This window comes from Streptomyces sp. NBC_00523, assembly GCF_036346615.1.
GTDB lineage: Bacteria > Actinomycetota > Actinomycetes > Streptomycetales > Streptomycetaceae > Streptomyces.
In genome coordinates this window covers 3,725,129-3,747,054 of sequence record NZ_CP107836.1, presented here as the reverse complement: position 1 = coordinate 3,747,054, position 21,926 = coordinate 3,725,129, and the positions used below count along the sequence as shown (strand labels likewise).

Annotated in this window: 16 protein-coding genes and 1 pseudogene; 7 read left to right on the top strand and 10 right to left on the bottom strand. The window is 70.5% G+C overall.

Translation table 11 applies throughout. The features are described from left to right. Positions 1-53 precede the first annotated feature (53 nt). Positions 54-1,001, bottom strand: coding sequence for an LLM class flavin-dependent oxidoreductase (locus tag OHS17_RS16940; RefSeq protein WP_330312845.1), 948 nt, complete (start codon positions 999-1,001; stop codon positions 54-56). 107 nt (positions 1,002-1,108) lie between these two features. On the opposite strand from OHS17_RS16940, the gene OHS17_RS16935 reads away from it, so the two are divergent. Further along, positions 1,109-1,423, top strand: coding sequence for a hypothetical protein (locus tag OHS17_RS16935; RefSeq protein WP_330312844.1), 315 nt, complete (start codon positions 1,109-1,111; stop codon positions 1,421-1,423). A gap of 44 nt (positions 1,424-1,467) precedes the next feature. Further along, entirely contained in the window at positions 1,468-2,649 is a 1,182-nt protein-coding gene (locus tag OHS17_RS16930; RefSeq protein WP_330312843.1) for a hypothetical protein, read from the top strand. A gap of 115 nt (positions 2,650-2,764) precedes the next feature. Here OHS17_RS16930 and OHS17_RS16925 read toward each other — a convergent pair. After that, positions 2,765-2,983, bottom strand: a pseudogene (locus OHS17_RS16925) (LLM class flavin-dependent oxidoreductase); the annotation flags it as partial. 151 nt (positions 2,984-3,134) lie between these two features. Here OHS17_RS16925 and OHS17_RS16920 point away from each other — a divergent pair. Next, entirely contained in the window at positions 3,135-4,019 is an 885-nt protein-coding gene (locus OHS17_RS16920; protein ID WP_330312842.1) for a Cof-type HAD-IIB family hydrolase, read from the top strand. 59 nt (positions 4,020-4,078) lie between these two features. Here OHS17_RS16920 and OHS17_RS16915 read toward each other — a convergent pair whose 3' ends face one another. The 5 genes from OHS17_RS16915 to hisC all read right to left on the bottom strand — a co-directional run bounded on the left by OHS17_RS16915 (position 4,079) and on the right by hisC (position 13,327). Next, positions 4,079-5,755 carry a GAF domain-containing sensor histidine kinase gene (locus tag OHS17_RS16915; RefSeq protein ID WP_330312841.1) on the bottom strand — a complete coding sequence of 559 codons (1,677 nt, stop codon included), beginning with the start codon at positions 5,753-5,755 and terminating at the stop codon, positions 4,079-4,081. 147 nt (positions 5,756-5,902) lie between these two features. Then, a complete protein-coding gene (cydD, locus tag OHS17_RS16910) occupies positions 5,903-9,427 on the bottom strand; it encodes a thiol reductant ABC exporter subunit CydD (protein WP_330312840.1) in 3,525 nt (1,174 codons plus the stop codon). A gap of 45 nt (positions 9,428-9,472) precedes the next feature. Then, positions 9,473-10,474 carry a cytochrome d ubiquinol oxidase subunit II gene (gene cydB, locus OHS17_RS16905; protein ID WP_330312839.1) on the bottom strand — a complete coding sequence of 334 codons (1,002 nt, stop codon included), beginning with the start codon at positions 10,472-10,474 and terminating at the stop codon, positions 9,473-9,475. 16 nt (positions 10,475-10,490) lie between these two features. Next, positions 10,491-11,999 carry a cytochrome ubiquinol oxidase subunit I gene (locus tag OHS17_RS16900; RefSeq protein ID WP_330312838.1) on the bottom strand — a complete coding sequence of 503 codons (1,509 nt, stop codon included), beginning with the start codon at positions 11,997-11,999 and terminating at the stop codon, positions 10,491-10,493. Positions 12,000-12,247: 248 nt separating this feature from the next. Next, a complete protein-coding gene (hisC, locus tag OHS17_RS16895) occupies positions 12,248-13,327 on the bottom strand; it encodes a histidinol-phosphate transaminase (RefSeq protein ID WP_330312837.1) in 1,080 nt (359 codons plus the stop codon). A gap of 371 nt (positions 13,328-13,698) precedes the next feature. On the opposite strand from hisC, the gene OHS17_RS16890 reads away from it, so the two are divergent. The 3 genes from OHS17_RS16890 to OHS17_RS16880 all read left to right on the top strand — a co-directional run bounded on the left by OHS17_RS16890 (position 13,699) and on the right by OHS17_RS16880 (position 17,038). Beyond that, entirely contained in the window at positions 13,699-14,811 is a 1,113-nt protein-coding gene (locus tag OHS17_RS16890) for a LacI family DNA-binding transcriptional regulator (RefSeq protein ID WP_026171354.1), read from the top strand. Positions 14,812-14,986: 175 nt separating this feature from the next. Next, positions 14,987-16,045, top strand: a complete 1,059-nt coding sequence (locus OHS17_RS16885) for a metallophosphoesterase (protein ID WP_330312836.1) — start codon at positions 14,987-14,989, stop codon at positions 16,043-16,045. A gap of 183 nt (positions 16,046-16,228) precedes the next feature. After that, the gene (locus OHS17_RS16880; RefSeq protein WP_330312835.1) at positions 16,229-17,038 is read left to right on the top strand and encodes a hypothetical protein; all 810 of its coding nucleotides are present in this window, start codon (positions 16,229-16,231) and stop codon (positions 17,036-17,038) included. Between the two features lie 56 nt (positions 17,039-17,094). On the opposite strand, the gene thiC is transcribed toward OHS17_RS16880, so the two are convergent. Beyond that, a complete protein-coding gene (gene thiC / locus OHS17_RS16875) occupies positions 17,095-18,888 on the bottom strand; it encodes a phosphomethylpyrimidine synthase ThiC (protein ID WP_330312834.1) in 1,794 nt (597 codons plus the stop codon). A gap of 196 nt (positions 18,889-19,084) precedes the next feature. On the opposite strand from thiC, the gene OHS17_RS16870 reads away from it, so the two are divergent. After that, positions 19,085-20,407, top strand: a complete 1,323-nt coding sequence (locus OHS17_RS16870; protein WP_330312833.1) for a YibE/F family protein — start codon at positions 19,085-19,087, stop codon at positions 20,405-20,407. A 79-nt stretch (positions 20,408-20,486) separates the two neighbouring features. Here the strand turns inward: OHS17_RS16870 and OHS17_RS16865 are convergent, their stop codons facing one another. Then, positions 20,487-20,924, bottom strand: a complete 438-nt coding sequence (locus OHS17_RS16865; protein WP_018101854.1) for an SsgA family sporulation/cell division regulator — start codon at positions 20,922-20,924, stop codon at positions 20,487-20,489. A 101-nt stretch (positions 20,925-21,025) separates the two neighbouring features. Beyond that, positions 21,026-21,796 (bottom strand): IclR family transcriptional regulator, encoded by a 771-nt coding sequence (locus OHS17_RS16860; protein WP_275942098.1) that lies wholly within the window; start codon positions 21,794-21,796, stop codon positions 21,026-21,028. Between the last annotated feature and the right edge of the window lie 130 nt (positions 21,797-21,926).

The window sequence follows — 21,926 nt, the reverse complement described above, 5'->3', positions numbered from 1 at the left end:
GTGCGGGCCCCGGCCCGGACCTGCCCCCACCCCCAGCCCCGCCCCTGTCCCCGTCAGCCGGCCAGCTGCGCCGCGCCCCGTGTCGCGATCTCCTCGAACAGCTTCTCGTCCGGCACCGCCGCGTCGAACCCCGGCCCGTCCGCGGGCACCGGCGCATGGATGACGATCTCCGTGAACCCCAGCTCCGCATGCCTGCCCGCGAAGTCCACGAACGCGTCGACGGAGTCGAAGGGCCGGCCCTCACCCGCGGCGAGGCCCGGGTTGAACTCCGGCGTGAACCCGGTGAGCAGCACCTTCTCCAGCCCGGCCACATCCCGCCCGGCCTCCGCGCACGCGCGCCCCAGCCCGTCCACCTGCCGGCCGAGAGCCTCGACCGACTGCGCGCCGCTGCCCGCCTCGTAGAGCTTCGGGTCCCCCGTGGTCACCCACGCCTGACCGTGGCGCGCGGCCAGCGCCAGACCGCGCGGCCCCGTGGCGGCGACGGCGAAGGGCAGACGGGGCCGCTGCACACAGCCGGGCAGGTTCCGCGCCTCGGTGGCCGCGTAGAACTCGCCCTCGTACGACTTTCCGGCCGGCTCGCGCAACAGGGCGTCGAGCAGGGTCACGAACTCGCCGAAGCGGTCGGCGCGTTGCCGCGGCGTCCACGGCTCCTCACCGCTCCGCAGCAGGGTCGTCGCGTCGAAACCGTTGCCGCCCGCACCGATGCCCAGTGTGATCCGGCCCGCCGAGATGTCGTCGAGCGAGATCAGCTCCTTGGCGAGGGTGACCGGGTGGCGGAAGTTCGGTGACGTCACGAGGGTGCCCAATCGCATACTCCGCGTCACCGCGGCTGCCGCCGTCAGCGTGGGGATCGCCCCGAACCACGGCCCGTCCCGGAACGACCGCCATGACAGGTGGTCGTAGGAATAGGCCGCGTGGAAGCCGAGTTCCTCGGCTTCCTCCCACACCCTCCGGCCTTTGGCCCAGCGGTGGATCGGCAGAATGACAGTACTCAGACGCATGAGGACGATTTTATGGGCCTGGACTGCGCACCAGCGGTGCAGCACGACGTGCCGGCAGTCTCATGGAGGCGGACGGCCGGGGGCGCGCGGCTCGCTAGTCTGGCAGCGTGGGCAAGAGGAGCGATGCCGAACTCGACGCGCTGATCGAAGAGGCGACCGTCGACACGTACGACGAGGTCGAGGCCGTCAACGGATTCCTGGCGGTCATCGATGAACACCTGGACGTGCCGTTCACCACGACCGTCCTGGGTGTCGAGGTGACCGTGGTCGAGATCCGCCTCACGAACGACTCCCGCTTGGTCGCCCGTTGCGTTCGAAAGGGGCTCCGTCAGGACATCGGCCTGGCGGAACTGCCACTGCCGCAACCACCCCCGGCGGGAGCGCGCTGGATCGATGCGTACCGACGCTGGTCCGGTTGCTGATGAAGAGCAAATCGGACGAAATCCGAAACGCTTCGGAGCACGACATGAACGCCGTCACAGACCTCGCACACCTCCTGCGACGTAGTGCCGAACTGAAGGAAGACCTCGTTGCGTTCGGAAAGAGCCGCCCCTTCGCACGGTTCCTCGATCCGCTCCTGTCGGAAGCAGTCGGTCCCGACGGCGTGTGGGACGAGACGACCGCGACCAACGTCATCGACCACTTCCTGCTGCAGTACCGCCTTCCTGACGGCAACACGGTCGCCGACCGTTTCGTCTCCCGCCGAACGGCCCTGACCGATGCCGACCGGCAGATGGTCCTGGCCTGGCGTGACCCTGTGGAGGGACTCTTCGAGGTACGGGACAGGCGCGGCGACTCCCTGCTCCTCCTCAATCTGCTGGACGACCTCGAATACCGCGCCTACACCAACGCCGGGCCAACCGCCTTGCGCGGGGTCACGAAGGGAGGTTTCCTCTGCGCCCGACTGGCAGCGCTGGCACCGGTGCCCGGCGCGTGGCTCTTCTCCGGCGCGATGTCCTCCTACCCGCGCACCGCCGTTTCGGAGATCGCGGCCGCGGCCCTCGACCTGGCCACCAGCCGGCCCGACCTCGTCTTCCGCAACCCGGAGAAGGTCGAGCAGGGATGGCACTCGATGCGTGAGGACCGAGCCTCCTTCGTCGAGTTCTTCGGCACCGATGAGCTGATCCTCACACCCGAGGAAGCCGAGGACCGCATGAATGTCTACTACCGCCACCGGCACCACGCCGCCGGCGCCGGGCGAAACACCGGATCCCCCCGGGGCGGGCGACACGCTGTTCCGGGCCTGCCCCTCTTCACGCTGCCACCCGAACTGGCGCGGGCGGAGACCGTCGGCGTCATCTACGACCAGGTCGACGGGCTCAACTTCTACGCTGACTACGGATCGTTGCGGGACCTCTTCGCCAACCCCGACCTTCCGGGGCGCGCCCGCCACCAGGACCTGCTCCGCACGTATCTGCGCGACGAGTCGATCACGCCGCTGCCGATCCGCCGGCTGACCGCCGCACATGCGAGGACCGTCGACATGGTGTTCCGAAAACTCCTGCGACGGCCCGACTTCAGCTGGAACGAGCACGGCGACGCCCTCCTGCGCCGACGCAAGCCCTGGTACGTCGAAGCCGAACAGCGCCCCGGGGTCTCAGTCGTCGGCGACCGGCTCAGTGAGCTCCTGCGCAGACGGTCACGCTGAGCCCTCTGACCGTCCCCCACCGAGCGCGTGGCCGAACCGAGCGGCCGGCGGGTCGAACCGTAGAAGCGTGGAGCTTCAGGAACAGCCACTACGCGATGTGCGAACGAGGCTTGACCGAGGTGACGAGCGTGCCGAGCCGCAGCCGGTCGGTGGCCGCCGCGGCTGCCGTGAGCGTCGGCAGCGCACCGAACCACGGGCCGTCCCGGAAGGCCCGCCAGGACAGGTGGTCGTAGGTGTATGCGGCGTGGAAGCCCAGCTCCTCGGCACGCCGCCAGCGCTCGCGTCCGCCCCGGTGCCAGCGGTGGATCGGCAGAATCACAGTGCTCAGTCGCATGGGGCGACCCTACGAGAGGACGAGGAGGCGCCGCATCGCGTGTGTGGTGCGGACGGCCCCCGGGGACGACGCCGACATATGCCGGAGGAATGTTCGGAGGTCAGGGCACGTGCTCTCAAATGTGCGACCCTCCGCACGCACGTGCGCTTCCATGCGCGAGAATGTACGGGTGACCACCGTTATCGAGCAGTCCGCTCCCGTCGCTCCCCGGCTGATCGCCACGGATCTGGACGGCACTCTTCTGCGCGACGACAAGACCGTCTCGGACCGCACGGTCCGGGCGCTCGCGGCCGCCGAGGAAGCGGGGGTCGAGGTCTTCTTCGTCACCGGCCGCCCCGCCCGCTGGATGGACGTCGTCAGCGACCACGTGCACGGACACGGTCTGGCGATCTGCGCCAACGGCGCGGCCGTCGCCGATCTGCATGCCGGCGGACGGCTGCTGAAGGTCCGGGGCCTGGAGCGCGAGACGGCGCTCGATGTCGTCCACACGCTGCGCGACGCCGCTCCCGGCACGTCCTTCGCCGTCGAGCTGGCCACCGGCATCCACTACGAGCCCGCCTACCCGCCCTTCTACCTCGACCCGGGCGCCACCGTGGCCGTCGCGGAGAAGCTGCTGCACGAGGAGACCCCGGGCGACGGCGTGCCCGTGCTGAAGCTGCTCGCCCGCCACGGCGAGCTGGACCCGGACGAGTTCCTGGCGCTGGCCCGGGCGGCCGCCGGGGAGCGCGCCACCTTCACCCGGTCGAGCCCCACCGCGCTCATCGAGATCAGCGGGCCCGGCGTCTCCAAGGCCAGCACCCTGGAACTGTGCTGCGCCGAGCGCGGCATCGCGGCCGCCGAGGTCGTCGCCTTCGGGGACATGCCCAACGACGTGGAGATGCTGAGCTGGGCCGGCAGCTCGTACGCCATGGGCAATGCCCACCCGGCCGCCCTGGCCGCCGCGTCCGGCCGTACGGTCACCAACAACGAGGACGGCGTGGCCGTGGTCATCGAGCGCATCCTCGCCGAACGCGCGGGAAGCCTCGCGGGGCGCTGAGCCGACCGGGGCCCGGGCCCGAGAAGTCCAGCCCGGGCCCTCAAGCCGCGCACCGGCCCTCACAGCGGCGCCTGCCACACCACCGTCGTACCGCCGCCGCCCGCCCCGATCCCCCGCTCGAACCAGCTGGCCCCGCCCAGCGACTCCGCCCGGCGGGCCAGATTCCGCAGTCCGCTGCGGCGGCCGCCCTCCGGCATGCCCACCCCGTCGTCGGCGACCGAGAGCCGCACCGCCTCCCGCCCGTCGTCCAGCGTGACGGTGGCGTCCACGACCACCTCGATGCGGGCCGCACCGGCGTGCCGGAAGGCGTTGGACAGCGCCTCCCGCAGCGCCGCGATCAGGTTCTTGGCCGTCAGCTCGCCGACCAGTGAGTCGACCGCCCCGAGGAAGCGGTGGGACGGTTTGAAGCCCAGGGGCACGGACGCCATGTTGATCTCGCGCAGGACCCGGGTGCGCAGCCCGGACGGCGCCTCCGCCGGTTCCTGCTGGAGCGCGAAGATCGCGGTCCGGATCTCCTGGATGGTCACGTCCAGCTCGTCCACCGCCCGGCCGACCCCGGTCTGCACCTCCGGGACGTCCGACCGCCGCTGCGCGCTCTCCAGCATCATCCCGGTCGCGAACAGCCGCTGGATGACCAGATCGTGCAGGTCACGGGCGATCCGGTCGCGGTCCTCGTAGACCGCCAGGCGTTCCCGGTCGCGCTGGGCGTCGGCCATCATCAGGGCCAGGGCGGCCTGCGAGGCGAACTGCGTGGCCAGTGTCCGTTCCGTCTCCGTGAAGGGCCGGTCGCCCCTGGCCCGGGGCGTGGCCAGCGCGCCCAGCACCCGGCCCCCACTGCGCAGGGGCAGCAGCATGCTGGGCCCGAACGGATCCGCCAGCCTGGTGATCAAGCGGGTGTCGGTGGCCGAATCGTCGACGAAGACCGCCTCGCCGCTCAGCAGCATGCCCACCACCGGGCTCTGAGCGGGAACGATCACCCCGAGCGAGTCGGCCGGATCGTCCGCCGAGACGGCGACGATCTCCAGGCCGCCGCCCTCGGCCGGCAGCAGCACGATGCCGGCGGCGGCCCCCGCGAGACGGCGGGCCTGTTCCGCGACGACCGTGAGGGCGTCGTCGGCGTCGCTGCCGGAGAGCAGGGCGGTCGTCACGGCGACCGATCCGTCGATCCACCGCTCGCGCTGCCGGGCCGCCTCGTACAGCCGCGCGTTGCCGATGGCGATACCGGCCTCCGTCGCCAGTACGCGCACGAGGTGCAGGTCGTAGTCGCTGAACTCGCCGCCGCCGTCCTTCTCGGCGAGATACAGATTGCCGAAGATCTCGCCCTGGACCCTGATCGGAACGCCGAGAAACGTGCGCATCAGCGGATGCCCGGGCGGAAACCCGGCGAACCTCGGGTCGCTGGTCAGGTCCGCGAGGCGCAGCGGGCGGGGGTCGTGGATGAGGGCGCCGAGCAGGCCCTGGTGCCCGTCGGGCAGCCGGCCGATCTCGTGGGCCACCGGGTCGGGCACCCCATGGGTGACGAAGTCGGAGAGCCCCTCGCCCTCCTCGTTCACGACCCCGATCGCGGCGTAGCGGGCGTGGGCCAGCTCCGCCGCCGTCTCGCAGATCCGGTCGAGCGTGGAATGCAGTTCGAGGCCGGTCCCGACGGAGCGCATGGCTTCCAGCAGGCGCGGCACCTGGGCGGTCAGCTCGGTGGACAGGCCCTGCAGGCTCCTGGCCGGATCCTCCTCAGACATACTGCGAGCCTAATGAGGTGCATTTGCCCTGGAAAGTCGGAACTGGACTCGTGCTGTTCCGGAAGCGGGTCCGCGCCGCTTCCGGAAGCAGGTCTACGCCGCTTCCGGAAACGTGCCCGCGCCCTTCCGGAAGCGGCCGGGCAGGACCTACGAGCGGGCCCCCACGGCCGCTCCCGGCTGCCCGGTGCTCTCCCGTTCCCGCGCCAGCATCCGCCGCAGCGGGCCGTCGACCGAGGCCAGTACGTCGTACGGGCCCCGCTGCACGATCGAGCCCGCCTCCAGCACCACCACCTCGTCCACGGCGTCGAGACCGGCGAGCCGGTGCGTGATCAGGACCGTCGTACGTCCCAGGGTCGCCGCCAGCAGGTCCGCCGTCAGGGCGTCCGCTGTGGGCAGGTCCAGGTGCTCGGCGGGCTCGTCGAGTACGAGGACGGGGAAGTCGGCGAGCAGGGCCCGGGCCAGGGCGAGCCGCTGGCGCTGGCCTCCGGAGAGGCGGGCGCCGTGCTCCCCGACGAGGGTGTCCAGCCGGTCCGGCAGCGCGTCCGCCCAGTCGAGCAGCCGGGCCCGCGCCAGGGCGTCGCGCAGTTCGGGCTCGGTCGCGGCGGGACGGGCGAGCCGCAGGTTCTCCCGGAGCGAGCTGTCGAAGATGTGGGCGTCCTGGGCGCACAACCCGACGTACCTCCGCACGGTGTCCCCGTCCAGCGCCGAGGCGTCCACGCCGCCGATCCGGTAGCTGCCCGCCCGCGCGTCCAGGAAGCGCAGCAGCACCTGGGCCAGCGTGGTCTTCCCGGAACCGGAGGGCCCCACGACGGCGATCCGGCGGCCCGCCTCCAGCGTGAGGTCCACGGCGGCGAGGGCGTCGTGGGCCGTGTCCGCGTACCGGGCCGACAGACCGCGCAGCTCCAGCGGGAACGGGCTCACCGGTGGCGCGGCCGGCGCTTCGGGCTCCCGTACGGGCACGGGGGCGTCCAGCACCTCGTACACGCGCTCCGCGCTCCGCTTGACCCGCTGCCGGTACTGGGCGGCGAGCGGCAGACCGGTCACGGCCTCGAAGGCGGCCAGCGGGGTGAGGACGACGACGGCGAGTTCCACACCGGCGAGCCGGCCGTCCGCCACCGCCGGAAGGGCGACCAAGGCCGCGGCCACCACGGTGAGGCCGGCGATCAGAGCGGTGAGACCGCCCCCGAGCGCGGTCGCGGACGCCGCACGCGACGCGATCCGGGTGAGGGTGGCGTCGGCCGCGCGGGTGCGGGCCACACGCCCCGGCAGAGCACCCGCCACGGTCAGCTCGGCCGTCCCGCCCAGCAGATCGGTGATCCGGGTAGCCAGACCGGCCCGGGCGGGGGCCAGGCGGCGCTCCGCACGGCGCGCGCAGGCACCGCTGACGAGCGGAACCCCGACGCCCGCCAGCAGCAGCCCCACGGCCAGGACCAGGCCCGCCTGGGGGAGCAGCCAGCCGGTGAAGCCGACGGTCGCTGCGCCCACGAGGACGGCGGTGCCGACGGGCAGCAGCCACCGGAGCCAGTAGTCCTGGAGCGCGTCCACGTCCGCGACCAGCCGCGAGAGCAGATCCCCGCGCCGGGCGCCGCGCAGGCCGCCCGGCGCGATGCGCTCCAGGCTGCGGTACACGGCGACGCGCAGTTCGGCGAGCATCCGCAGGACCGCGTCGTGCGAGACGAGGCGCTCGGCGTAGCGGAAGACGGCCCGTCCGATACCGAAGGCACGGGTGGCCGTCACGGCGACCATCAAGTACAGGACGGGCGGCTGCTCGGACGCCCGGGAGATCAGCCAGCCGGAGACCGCCATGAGCCCCACGGCGGACCCCAGAGCCAGGCTTCCCAGCAGCAGGGCGAGCCCGAACCGGGCACGCTGGGCGCCTGCGGCGTCCCGGACCCGGGTCAGCACGTGCCTGCGCGCCGTCGTGGCCTCCGTGGGCGCTTCCGCTGCGGGCGCCGGCTCGGCCGGCAGGATGTCGCTGGGCGCGCCGGCAGCGTTCGCGGGGCTGGGCAGCGACACAGCGGCTTCCTTAGCAAGGGCAGCCGGAGCCGTCAGCGTCACCACCCGGTCCGCGACCGACAGCAGGGCCGGCCGGTGCACCACCAGCAGCACGGTCCGGCCCGCCGCCAGCCTCCGTACGGCCTCGACGACCCCCGCCTCCGTCTCGCCGTCCAGGCTCGCGGTCGGCTCGTCCAGCAGCAGCACCGGCCGGTCGGCGAGGAAGGCCCGGGCCAGCGCGATCCGCTGCCGCTGGCCCGCGGAGAGACCGGCACCGTCCTCACCGAGCACCGTGCGGTCGCCGTCCGGAAGCCCTCGTACGAACTCGTACGCCCCCGCGTCGCGCAGCGCCGCCGTCACCGCGCTGTCGTCGGCGGCGGGCCGGGCGAGCCTCACGTTCTCCGCGATGGTGCCCGCGAAGAGATGGGGGCGCTGCGGGACCCAGGCGATGCGCTCCCGCCAGCGTGCGAGGGAGATGTCCGCCAGATCGGTGCCGCCGACCCGTACCCGACCCTCGTCGGGGGCCGTGAAGCCCAGCACCACGTTCAGCAGGGTGGACTTGCCGACACCGCTCGGGCCGACCAGGGCGACCGTCTCCCCCTCCTCGACGGTCAACCGGGCAGCGGCGAGCGAAGGCTCGGACCGCCCCTCGTGGCGTACCGTCACCCCCTCCAGCTCCAGCCGCAGCGACCCGGGCACCTCCCCCGTACCGCTCGCGCGGGGTTCCGTCTCCAGCACCGCGAAGACCTCCTCCGCCGCCGAAAGGCCCTCGGCTGCCGCATGGAACTGCGCGCCCACCTGACGGATGGGCAGGTAGGCCTCGGGCGCGAGGATCAGGACCAGCAGGCCGGTGTAGAGGTCGAGTTCACCGTGCACGAGCCGCATGCCGATGGTGACCGCGACGAGGGCCACCGAGAGGGTGGCGAGGAGTTCGAGGGCGAACGAGGACAGGAAGGCGATCCGCAGGGTGCGCAGGGTGGCCTGCCGGTACTGCGAAGTGATGCGGCGGATGGATTCGGCCTGGGCCTTCGCCCGGCCGAACACCTTCAGCGTCGGCAGCCCGGCCACCACGTCGAGGAAGTGACCGGAGAGCCGGGAGAGCAGCCGCCACTGACGGTCCATCCGCGACTGGGTCGCCCAGCCGATCAGGATCATGAAGAGCGGGATGAGCGGCAGCGTGACCACGATGATCGCAGCCGACACCCAGTCCTCGGTGACGACCCTGGCCAGCACGGCCACCGGCACGACCACCGCGAGCCCCAACTGGGGCAGATAGCGGGCGAAGTAGTCGTCCAGCGCGTCGATCCCCCGGGTGGCCAGCGTCACCAGCGAGCCGGTGCGCTGACCGCTCAGCCAGTCCGGCCCCAGCTCCGCAGCCCGGTCGAGCAGCCGTCGGCGCAGCTCGGACTTGACCGCCGCACCGGCCCGGTGGGCGGCCAGCTCGGTGAGCCAGGCGACCAGGGCCCGCCCGAGCGCGACCGCCGCGAGCAGCGGGAGCGGGGTGCGCAGCCCGCCCGCCGTGAGCCCGTCCTCGAAGCCGCCCACCACGATCTCGGCGATGAGCATGGCCTGGGCGATGACCAGCGCCGCCCCGGCCAGGCCGAGAACCACCACGGCCACCATGAACAGGCGGGTGGCGCGGGCGTGGCGGAGCAGGCGCGGGTCGATCGGTTTCACGTGAAACATCCCTTACGGCTCGGCTCGGTCAGGGAACTCACCGCGTCAGTGCGCTTCGGCGATGTGCTGGGTGCCGATCCGCTTGCGGAACACCCAGTACGTCCACCCCTGGTAGAGCAGTACGACCGGGGTGGCGATCCCGGCACACCAGGTCATGATCTTCAGCGTGTACGGGCTGGACGAGGCGTTGGTGACCGTGAGGCTCCAGGCATCGTTCAGCGAGGACGGCATGACGTTCGGGAAGAGCGTCAGGAACAACATGGCGACCGTCGCCGCGATGGCCACTCCGGAGAGCGCGAAGGACCACCCCTCACGGCCTGCCGCGGTCATCCCGATGGCACCGACCAGCGCCGCCGCGGCGACGACCATCGCGATCAGGCTCCGCCCGTCCCCGTTCTCGAGCTGGGTCCAGAGGAGGAAGGCGAGCGCGAGCACAGCCGTGACGGCGCCCAGCTTCAGGGCCAGCCCACGCGCCCGGGCCCGGATGTCACCGGCCGTCTTCAGCCCGGCGAACACCGCGCCGTGGAAGGTGAAGAGGGTGAGGGTGACCAGGCCGCCGAGGAGCGCGTAGGGGTTCAGCAGGTCGAGGACGCTGCCCGTGTACTCCATGTGGGCGTCGATCTTCACGCCGCGCACGATGTTGCCGAAGGCCACACCCCACAGCACGGCGGGGATCAGCGAGGTCCAGAAGATCGCGTGCTCCCAGTTGGTCTGCCACTTCTCCTCGGGCCGCTTCGCCCGGTACTCGAAGGCGACACCGCGCACGATCAGGCAGAGCAGGATGACCAGCAGCGGCAGGTAGAAGCCGGAGAACAGCGTGGCGTACCACTCGGGGAACGCGGCGAAGGTCGCTCCGCCGGCGCTGAGCAGCCAGACCTCGTTGCCGTCCCAGACCGGGCCGATGGTGTTGATCAGCACCCGCCGTTCCTTGCGGTCCCGGGCCAGCAGCTTGGTGAGGACGCCGATTCCGAAGTCGAAGCCCTCCAGGAAGAAGTAGCCGGTCCACAGGACGGCGATGAGCACGAACCAGACGTCGTGGAGTTCCATATCTCGGCTCCCGCTCTCAGTAGGAGAAGGCCATGGGCCGGTCGGCGTCTTCGTGGTCGCCGCCGATCCGGGTGGGCGGGTTGAGGTCGTCGTCCGTGAGCTCCGGCGGTCCGGCCTTGATGTACTTCAGGAGGAGCCGGACCTCGATGACGGCGAGCACCGCGTACAGCACGGTGAAGACGATCAGCGAGGTCAGCACCTCGCCCTGGGAGACACCGGGGGAGACCGCGTCACGGGTGCGGAGCACGCCGTAGACCACCCAGGGCTGCCGGCCCATCTCGGTGAAGATCCAGCCCCAGGAGTTGGCGATCAGCGGGAAGAGCAGCGTCCACAGGGCGACGATCCAGTAGCACCGGGTGAGACGCGGGCTCAGGGCCTTGGTCTTGAAGAGAACCAGATGCGGCACCTCGTCCTCACCCGTGCGCATCGCCTCGGGCAGCATGAACTTCTTCCGGGTGAGCCACAGGCCGAGGATGCCGAGGCCGAACGAGGCCATGCCGAAGCCGATCATCCACCGGAAGCTCCAGAAGGCGACCGGGATGTTGGGCCGGTAGTCACCGGGGCCGAAGCGCTCCTGCTCCGCCTTGTTGATGTCGTTGATGCCCGGCACGTACGAGTGGAAGTCGTCGTCGGCGAGGAAGGACAGCACCCCTGGTACGGAGATCTCGACGGAGTTGTGGCCCTTGCTGACGTCTCCGTAGGCGAAGATCGAGAAGGGGGCGGCGTTCTGCCCGTCCCACAGCGCCTCGGCCGCCGCCATCTTCATCGGCTGCTGCTTGAACATCACCTTGCCGAGCTGGTCACCGCTGACGGCGGTCAGGAGGCCGGAGATCACCACGGTGATCAGGCCCAGCCGCAGCGAGGTCCGCATCACCGGAATGTGCTTCTTGCGGGCCAGGTGGAAGGCCGCGATGCCGACCATGAACGCGCCTCCTACCAGGAAGGCGGCCGTGATGGTGTGGAAGAACTGGGTCAGCGCGGTGTTCTGCGTGAGCACGTGCCAGAAGTCGGTGAGCTCGGCGCGTCCGCGCTCCTTGTTGATGCGATAGCCGACCGGGTGCTGCATCCAGGAGTTGGCCGCCAGGATGAAGTAGGCGGAGAGGATGGTGCCGAGGGACACCATCCAGATGCAGGCGAGGTGGATCTTCTTCGGCAGCTTGTCCCAGCCGAAGATCCACAGGCCGATGAAGGTGGACTCGAAGAAGAACGCGATCAGGGCCTCGAACGCGAGCGGAGCCCCGAAGATGTCACCGACGAATCGCGAGTAGTCGGACCAGTTCATCCCGAACTGGAACTCCTGGACGATGCCGGTGACGACACCCATGGCGATGTTGATCAGGAAGAGCTTTCCCCAGAACTTGGTGGCCCTGAGGTACTTCTCCTTGTTCGTCCGCACCCAGGCGGTCTGCAGGCCGGCGGTGAGCGCCGCGAGAGAGATCGTCAGAGGAACGAAGAGGAAGTGGTAGACGGTCGTCGTACCGAACTGCCATCGCGCCAGGGTCTCCGGCGCCAGAGCTAGCTCCACGTCGTCTTCTCCTTACGTCACCGCCGCCACAGCGGCGATTTGTCCGTGAAATCCAACGGATCACGGGAGGAAGCAGGACACGCTTGTGAACGCGTTCACATTCACAAGCAATTATGGCGCACACGCTTTCGGGACCTTCGCCCGGGGTCCCCTGGCACCCGCCGACCCCGCGCCGGGCCTGTGAAAGGGCATAGGAAAGGGCCCCGCGCCTCTCACGAGACACGGGGCCCGGTTGCCGAGTGGCGCGGCTACAGCTCCTGGCGGAACGCCTCCGTCACCTTCAGGAACAGGTCGTTCGCCTCGCCCTCGCCGATCGTCACACGCACGCCCTCACCCGCGAACGGCCGGACCACCACCCCGGCCTTCTCGCAGGCCGCCGCGAAGTCCAGGGTGCGGTCGCCCAGCCGCAGCCAGACGAAGTTCGCCTGGGACTCGGGCACCGTCCAGCCCTGCCGCACCAGGGCCTCGGAGACCCGGTCCCGCTCGCACACCAGCGAGCCGACCCGGCCGAGCAGCTCGTCCTCGGCGCGCAGCGAGGCCACCGCCGCGTCCTGGGCGAGCTGGCTCACGCCGAACGGCACCGCCGTCTTGCGCAGCGCGGCCGCCACCGGCTCATGGGCCACCGCGAAGCCGACCCGTAGCCCCGCGAGCCCGTACGCCTTGGAGAACGTCCGCAGCACCGCCACGTTGGGGCGGTCCCGGTAGATCTCGAGGCCGTCGGGGACCTCGATGTCGCGGATGAACTCCTTGTACGCCTCGTCCAGCACCACGAGCACATCGCTCGGCACCCGGTCGAGGAATCGTTCCAGCTCGGCGCGGCGCACGACGGTGCCGGTCGGGTTGTTCGGGTTGCAGACGAAGATCAGCCGCGTCCGGTCGGTGATCGCGTCCGCCATCGCGTCCAGGTCGTGCACATCAGCGTCGGTCAGCGGCACCTTGACCGAGGTCGCGCCGCTGACCTGCGTGATGATCGGGTACGCCTCGAAGGAGCGCCAGGCGTAGATCACCTCGTCGCCCGGGCCCGAGGTGGCCTGGAGCAGCTGCTGGGCCACGCCGACCGAACCGGTGCCGGTGGCCAGGTGCGACACGGGAACACCGAAACGGTCGGCCAGCTCGTTCATCAGACCGGTGCAGGCCATGTCCGGGTAGCGGTTGAAGTGCTGGGCGGCCGCGAGCGCGCTCTCCATCACGCCCGGCAGCGGCGGATACGGGTTCTCGTTGGAGGACAGCTTGAAGGCGGCGGGTCCGTCCGCCGATGCCGGTTTGCCCGGAACGTAGGCGGGAACGCCGTCCAGTTCGGCACGCAGCTTGGGGCTCGTCTCGCTCACCGCAGGTCCTCCTCGACCGTCCGTACACATCAATACTGCTCACCTTATGAGGATTGGACGCCGCTGCGAACGGGTGGACAGCGGATTCGTCCGGTGAACCCCGGAATGAGGGGGAGCGCGACCGGCGGTGGCGCGCGCCGGTGGCTCACTCCGTGGCGCGCGTCCCTCGAAAAGGTGAGTTGAGACCTCCCCGAGACCTTGCCCCCTCGGCAGGTCCATCCGGCCGGATGCATGACACATGACGGCAGAGCCCGCCAACAGCCTTGTTTCATAAGGCGGTTGCCGCCCGATGACCTTGCAGAAACGTGCCTGTCAACGCGTGAATATGCGACCGGACCGATGCCCCGCCCGACCCCTACTATCGGCTCGCCATGACAGCAGCAGGGAAGCACCAGGTGAGCCGTACGGAGACCCCCCGGCGCGGCGGCAGGCAGGGACGTGCCGGAATCCGGGATGTGGCCGCCGCGGCCGGCGTCTCCATCACGACCGTCTCCGACGCGCTCAACGGCAAGGGCAGGCTCCCGGACGCCACCCGCCGCCATGTCCGCGAGGTCGCAGAGCGCCTGGGCTATCGCCCTTCCGCAGCGGCCCGCACGCTCCGTACCGGCAAGTCCGGCCTCATCGGCCTGACCGTGACGACGTACGGGGATGAACCTTTCACCTTCACCGAGTTCGCGTACTTCGCGGAAATGGCGAGAGCGGCCACCTCGGCGGCCCTCGCCCGCGGCTACGCCCTGGTCATCCTCCCGGCGACCTCGCGCCACGACGTCTGGTCCAACGTGGCGCTCGACGGCACCGTCGTCATCGATCCGTCCGACCAGGACCCGGTCGTCTCCGAGCTGGTCCGCCAGGGGCTGCCCGTCGTCTCCGACGGCCGTCCCGCCGGGTCGCTGCCCGTGACCGCCTGGGTGGACAACGACCACCGGGCCGCCGTGCTCGACCTCCTCGACCATCTCGCCGCCGCCGGAGCCCGCCGTATCGGACTGCTCACCGGCACCACCACCGACACGTACACCCGGCTCTCCACCACCGCCTACCTGCACTGGTGCGAGCGCGTGGGACAGGATCCGGTCTACGAGTCCTATCCCGCCCACGACCCGTGCGCGGGAGCGGTGGCCGCCGACCGGCTGCTTGCCCGTCCGGACCGCCCCGACGCCGTCTACGGGCTCTTCGACCCCAACGGCACGGACCTGCTGGCGGCCGCGCGCCGCTACGGTCTGCGCGTCCCCGAGGACCTGCTCCTCGTCTGCTGCAGCGAATCCACGGTGTACGCGACGACCGAGCCGCCCATCACGACGCTCTCGCTGAAGCCGCGGAGGATCGGCACGGCAGTCGTCCAGCTGCTCATCGACGCGATCGAGGGAGTCGACCAGGACGGCCCGGTGGAACGCGTGGTGCCGACCGAACTCATCGTCCGGACGTCCTCGCAACGCCGTCCGCCCCGCACCACGGTCAGTGCGCCGCGCTCCCCGGCAGGGGACTAATCATCCCAATTAGGACCAATCGACCGACGAACCTGGCATGCGGAAGGATTCACCACCCCTGGTGCGTCCCAGAGCACGATCTGCATTCCTATGATGGGCGCACGACACCGCGGACCAACCCGACCAGCAGGGCCCGTCAGGTGTACGGCGGCGCGACGGTGGTGTGGAGGGGTCGATGACACAGGGGGCCGGTCAGGAACCCGTGGTGCGGACGGCGACGTTGCGCGACTTCCGCGTACCGCCCTATGCGCAGTCCCCCGCGCCGCCCGCGTCGCCGCACCCGGGGAACGCCTTCCCCGAGGGCGAGCCGCCCGAGGGGTACACCCCGACGGCGCGCGACCTTCCCGTCATCAGCGTCGACGAACCCGCCCAGGTGCAGCCCGTGCCCGAACCGCGTCCCTCCGCCGAACCGGGCCTCGGCCCTCTCTTCGTGGTCGGTGACGTCCACGGCTACCTGGACGAGCTGCTCGCCGCCCTCGCGGAACAGGGCCTGATCGACTCCGAAGGCCGCTGGGCGGCGGGCAACGCGCGCCTCTGGTTCCTCGGCGACTTCACGGACCGGGGCCCCGACGGCATCGGCGTCATCGACCTCGTCATGCGGCTCTCCGCCGAGGCGGCGGCCGCCGGCGGCTACTGCAAGGCCCTCATGGGCAACCACGAGCTGCTGCTCATCGGCGCCAAGCGGTTCGGCGACACCCCGGTGAACTCCGGCGCGGGCACGGCCACCTTCCAGGCGGCCTGGCTGCTCAACGGCGGGCAGAAGACGGACATGGAGCGCCTTCAGGACGTCCACCTCCAGTGGATGTCCCGGCTCGACGCCGTCGTCGAGGAGGACGGGCACCTCCTGATGCACTCGGACACGACGGCGTACCTCGACTACGGCTCCACCATCGAGGACGTCAACGACACGGTCCACGCCATCCTCACGCGCAACGACGCCGACGAGTGCTGGGACCTCTTCCGCAAGCTCACCAAGCGGTTCGCCTTCCGCGACGACTCGGGCGCCCAGGCCGTCCAGGAGCTGATGGCGGCGTACGGCGGCCGACGCGTCGTCCATGGTCACAGCCCCATCCCGTACCTGACCGGCGAGGTCGGCTCCGAGGACGGGGAGGACGGCGCCGGGCCGCAGGTCGACGGGCCGCATGTGTACGCGGACGGGCTCGCCATCGCCATGGACGGCGGGGTGACCATGGCCGGAAAGCTACTGGTCGTCCAACTCCCCCTGCATGGCTGAGGCCCTGCGGGGAAGACGCATCCCGAGCTGACCACGCCGAGTACTGGGGCTATTTCCGGAAACCCTCTGTCACCCCGTGCTGTGCGCGCTCTACCATCGGCCTATCAGTAAGCAGGCTCTCCTCCGTTTCCGCCCGAACTGCCCGGATCCAGCGGGCATACAGGCCCGACGGAGCATCGGGGGATGCAGATGAACAGCGCTCCGCACCTGCTGACCGAGGACCGGCCCGAGTACGAACGGCTCCTCGACGACGCACTGCGTCACGCACACGAACGACCGGAACTGGCCGCTGTCGGCGAACGCCTCAGCGCCGCCCAGCTGCGCACCATGGCGCTGGCGGCCGTCGCCCTGATCACCGCCACGGCCTCCGACGAGTACGAGCAGTACGTGAAGGCCCGTGACGCGGCACGCGCCACCGCCCGGGACACGGCTTCCGGCCCGGCGCCGGACGGCCTCGGTCAGTCGGGCGCCGGCATAGGAGCGGTCGTCACCGTTCTGGCGCCGATGCTGGCGGGTACGGCGGCGGCCATATTCCTGCTGGTCGGCTACCTCCTGAAGATGCTGGAGCCACCACCGGCGTTCGCCGGCCCCATGGTGGACGCGGGCTGGTTCTTCGCCGCCGTCACGGCCGCCGCCATCTTCGTCGCCGCCATCGGCCTGCTCATCGCCGCCCTGCGCAACGGCTCGACGTCCCTGCCCGCCCGGGATGCCCGCGAGCAACTCCCCGACGACGTGGCCCTCGCCAAGGACGTCTGGCGGCAGGCGCTGCTGGAACGGGGCATCGTGCCCTTCCTGCGTGACGCCCTCACCGAGCCCGCCGGGCCCGCGGTCCCCACCCCGCACCGCCCGACGGGCCGCCTCCCCAAGATCGGCTACAGCAGGCCCGACTTCGCCGGGCCGGACGAGGGCCCGGCGGCCGCGCCCCGGCCCACGTACAGCAGCCCGGACTTCACCAGCCCCGACTTCGGCGGTCCCGAGCACGAACCGGACTGACCGCCACGGCCCCGGCGGAAGACGCCGGAGCCGTGCGCGGCCGGTCCCGTGCCAGGTCAGTCGGCCAGCGGCAGATAGACCCGGTTCCCGCCCGCAGCGAATTCACGCGACTTGCCGAGCATCCCCTCGGCGATCTCCTCGGCCGTCGCCTCCGCGCCCTCCCCGCCGCCGAACTGCTCGTTGATGCTGTGGCTGATCTTCATCGAGCAGAACTTCGGGCCGCACATCGAGCAGAAGTGCGCCGTCTTCGCGGGCTCGGCCGGCAGCGTCTCGTCATGGAACTCCCGCGCCGTGTCCGGGTCGAGCGCCAGGTTGAACTGATCCTCCCAGCGGAATTCGAACCGGGCGTCCGACAGCGCGTCGTCCCACTCCTGCGCCCCCGGATGCCCCTTGGCCAGGTCGGCGGCATGGGCCGCGATCTTGTACGTGATGACCCCGGTCTTCACATCGTCCCGGTTCGGCAGCCCCAGGTGCTCCTTGGGCGTCACGTAACAGAGCATCGCCGTCCCCCACCAGGCGATCATCGCGGCGCCGATGCCCGAGGTGATGTGGTCGTACGCCGGCGCGATGTCGGTGGTCAGCGGGCCGAGCGTGTAGAACGGCGCCTCCTCGCAGATCTCCTGCTGAAGGTCGATGTTCTCCTTGATCTTGTGCATCGGGACGTGCCCCGGACCCTCGATCATGGTCTGCACGCCGAACCGCTTGGCGACCGTGTTCAGTTCGCCGAGCGTGCGCAGTTCGGCGAACTGGGCCTCGTCGTTGGCATCCGCGATCGACCCGGGACGCAGCCCGTCGCCCAGCGAGTACGTCACGTCGTACGCGGCGAGGATCTCGCAGAGCTCCTCGAAGTGCTCGTACAGGAACGACTCCTTGTGGTGCGCCAGGCACCACGCCGCCATGATCGAGCCGCCCCGGGAGACGATGCCGGTCTTGCGCCGGGCGGTCAGCGGCACGTACGGCAGGCGTACGCCGGCGTGCACCGTCATGTAGTCCACGCCCTGCTCGGCCTGCTCGACGACGGTGTCCTTGTAGATCTCCCAGGTCAGTTCCTCGGCCCGACCGTCGACCTTCTCAAGGGCCTGGTAGAGAGGGACGGTTCCGATCGGTACGGGTGAATTGCGAAGAACCCACTCACGGGTGGTGTGGATGTTGCGGCCGGTGGAAAGGTCCATGACCGTGTCCGCGCCCCACCGGGTCGCCCACGTCATCTTGTCCACCTCCTCCTCGATGGAGGACGTCACCGCGGAGTTGCCGATGTTGGCATTGACCTTCACCAGGAACCGCTTTCCGATGATCATCGGCTCGGTCTCCGGGTGGTTGACGTTGGCGGGCAGCACCGCGCGGCCGGCCGCGATCTCCTCGCGCACCACCTCCGCCGCCACGTTCTCGCGGACCGCGACGTACTCCATCTCCGGGGTGATCTCCCCCCTGCGGGCGTACGCGAGCTGGGTGACGGGACGCCCGTCCCTGCTCCGCCGCGGGCGGCGCGGCCGACCGGGGAACACCGCGTCCAGATTGCGGAGCCCACCCCGCGGCGAGGTGTGCTTGAGCCCGTCGTCCTCGGGGCGGGCGGGGCGGCCCGCGTACTCCTCGGTGTCGCTGCGGGCGATGATCCAGTTCTCCCGGAGCGGTGCGAGGCCGCGCCGGACGTCGGTCTCGGCCGCGGGGTCGGTGTACGGCCCGGACGTGTCGTACAGCGTCACGTCCTTGCCGTTGGTCAGGTGCACCTGGCGGACCGGCACCCGGATGTCGGGGCGCGGCCCCTGGACGTATCCCTTGTGCCAGCCGATGGACTTCCCGGCCTCGTCGCTCTGATTGGAGGCAGGCGTGCGTGTGTCCGATGTGGTCATGAGACCTACTCCCTACGCCGGCATTACCCGGTAACAGGTTCGGCGGTCGGCGCAGCGTCTCCCGTACGGTCGTACGGCGGTCAGCGCCCTCTCAGCCCGGTGCTCCGAGCTCCCGCGTGTGCAAAGGTGCCACCACGCTAGCCCCCGGACGGGCGGGCTGAACAGAGGGCCCCTCCCTTCTTGCGATGATCGGCCGGTGACGCCCCCTCATCGCGACCCAGAACCGCAGGGCCATCAGCACACCCACAGCCATGGCCCGGCCGCACCCGTCTCCACCCATCTGCGCAAGGTGATCGCCGCCGTGCTGATCCCCTTCGCGACCGCCGTACTCGTCGGTCTCGTCGCGCTCTGGCCGAATGGTGCGCCGGGGCACGAACGGACCGGTGTCGGTTTCGACCGGCAGACCCAGCAGGGAAAGGTGGTGAGCGTCGTCAAGGTCGACTGCAAGGACGTGAACGCCGCCCAGCTTCCCGTCAGCGGCGAGACCCAGCCCCCCGAGGACCGGCCGGCTTCCGGGGGACTCTGCGAGAAGGCCACCGTCGAGGTCACCACCGGCCCCGACGCGGGGCGCCGGTTCGTCGAGGTCGTCCAGCCGGACGCACCGAGGCAACTGCGGGAGGGCCAGGGGGTGGTGGTGGCGTACGCCCCCGACGCGCCCCATGACCTCCAGTACTCCGTGACGGACGTGAACCGGAAGTTCCCGCTGATACTGCTGGCCGGGATCTTCGCCCTCGCGGTGGTGCTCGTGGGCAGGATGCGCGGGGTCATGGCCCTGGTGGCGCTCGCCCTGTCGTTCGCCGTACTGACCCTGTTCATCCTTCCGGCCATACTTCAGGGCTCGAATCCCCTGCTGGTGGCGGTCGTCGGGGCCGGAGCGATCATGCTGATCGCGCTCTACATCTGCCACGGGCTGACCGCCCGCACCTCCGTCGCCGTCATCGGCACCCTGATCTCACTGCTCCTGATCGGGCTGCTCGGCTCGCTCTTCATCGGCTGGGCGAGCCTGAGCGGGAACACCGACGACAACACCGGCCTCATCCACGGCCTGTATCCGCACATCGACATGAGCGGACTGCTGCTGGCCGGCGTCATCATCGGCTCCCTGGGAGTGCTCGACGACGTCACGGTGACCCAGACCTCGGCGGTCTGGGAGCTGCGCCAGGCGAACCCCACCATGAGTGCGAAGCAGCTCTACCGGGCAGGGATCAGAATCGGCCGCGATCACATCGCCTCCGTGGTCAACACCCTGGTGCTCGCCTATGCGGGCGCCGCGCTGCCCCTCCTGCTGCTGTTCACGGTCGCGCAGAGCAGTGTGGGGACGGTCGCCAACAGCGAACTGGTGGCGGAGGAGATCGTGCGCACCCTCGTGGGCTCGATCGGACTGGTCGCCTCCGTGCCGGTGACGACAGCGCTCGCGGCGCTGGTCGTCTCTGCGGACCGCACGGGGGTCGGCGCGGAAGCCGGAGCTTCGGCACCCGTGCGGAGCGGCAGGGGCCGGCGACGACGGGCGAGGTCGTGACCGGAACACACAGCGTGATTCACCCGATCGGCAGGTGTCGTGTTCGAGTGGCAAGACGGCTCCCGGGCCGTGGACCGCTTCAGCCCGCGTTCTGCTCTTCGGCCAGAATGCGCCCCAGCGCCTCCTCCAAGTTGCCGTCGAAGTCACCCAGAGTGCACTCCTGCCCGAGGGGCACCAGCTTGTCCGTACGGTCGAGGAAGGCGACAAGAGGTGCCGTGCCCGCCCGGAAGAGCGCACGGTCGGCGCCCACCTGCAGCCGGATGTGGACATCGCACAGCCCCTCCGGCTCGGTCGGCGCGATGTGCACATCGCCGTCGCCACTGGGGCTGTTGAGGCCGTCGAGCAGCAGCTCACGGCCGAAGGCCCAGGTGACGGGGGCGTCGCCGGGCAGATGGAAGGTCATCCGGATCGCGTACGGATCGCACACTTCGTACCGGAGCTCCACCGGGATACGGAATGAGAGCTCCTCGGAGACGAGGAAGCTCATCATGACCTCAGCTTGAACCGACTCGCGCATCGTTCAACCCCGCAGTAGATGAATCTGGCCAGGAATGATCCCCCATGGCCCTATTGACGCCATCGTGGTGCACGCGATAGCAGATCACAAGGAGTGATTTTTCAGATACTGATAGAGAACACGAACGAACGCAAGAGGCTCGACACTTCACCGCGTAGTCGTTCGACTGCGGGCAGCAACCGATCCTCCTCGTGGAGGGGTACCGAAATGGCCATCGCGGCGGCGGTGAATCCGGCCGTGATCGGGATGGCCGCGCAGACGGTTCCGAGCGCGTACTCCTGACGCTCGATGACCGGTTCCGTACGCTCCAGCGACCGCAGCCGGGTGAGGAACGCCGCACGGTCGCGCACCGAGTAGCGGGTCAGCGGGCGCACCGGGTGCCGGTCCAGGTGGTCCTCGCGGGCCTTCTCGTCCAGCCGGCTCAGCAGACACTGGCCGATCGCGTGCGCGTGCCCGGTCTCACGGAACGCCGCCCACTCGTCGACCGCCGGCCGCTCGGGGGTGTCCGCCACGGCGAGCAGCTCGATCTCGCCCTCGCGGTAGATGGCGCAGTACACCGGGGCTCCGACGATGTCCCGCCAGCGGCCCAGCGAACGGGCCATGACGCTGCGGCGGTTCTGAGCGGCGCGGTCGCCCATCAGCCGTTCGGCGGCGGCGCCGAAGCGGAAGACGCCGTTCTCCCGGCGCAGATACCCCTCATGGGTCAGGGTCCGCAGCAGGTGGTAGGCGGTGGGAAGAGGAAGCCCCGCTTCCCTCGCCAGCTGTTTGGCCGGGGCCCCGTCGCGATGGGTACCCACAGCCTCCAGCAGCCTCAGCGCCCGCTGCACCGACCCGATGAGCGTCGGAACAGCCGTACTCGATGCCGTGGTCAACGGTCACCCCCAGGCGTGGTGACGGGCGGTCAGCCCGCCCGTGGGGGCCGCCCCCACAGGTCTGCCGCGGACCTGGGGGTCCGGAGACCGGATCCCGCACAAACCACTGGTCGGGGTGGTGACTTACGGT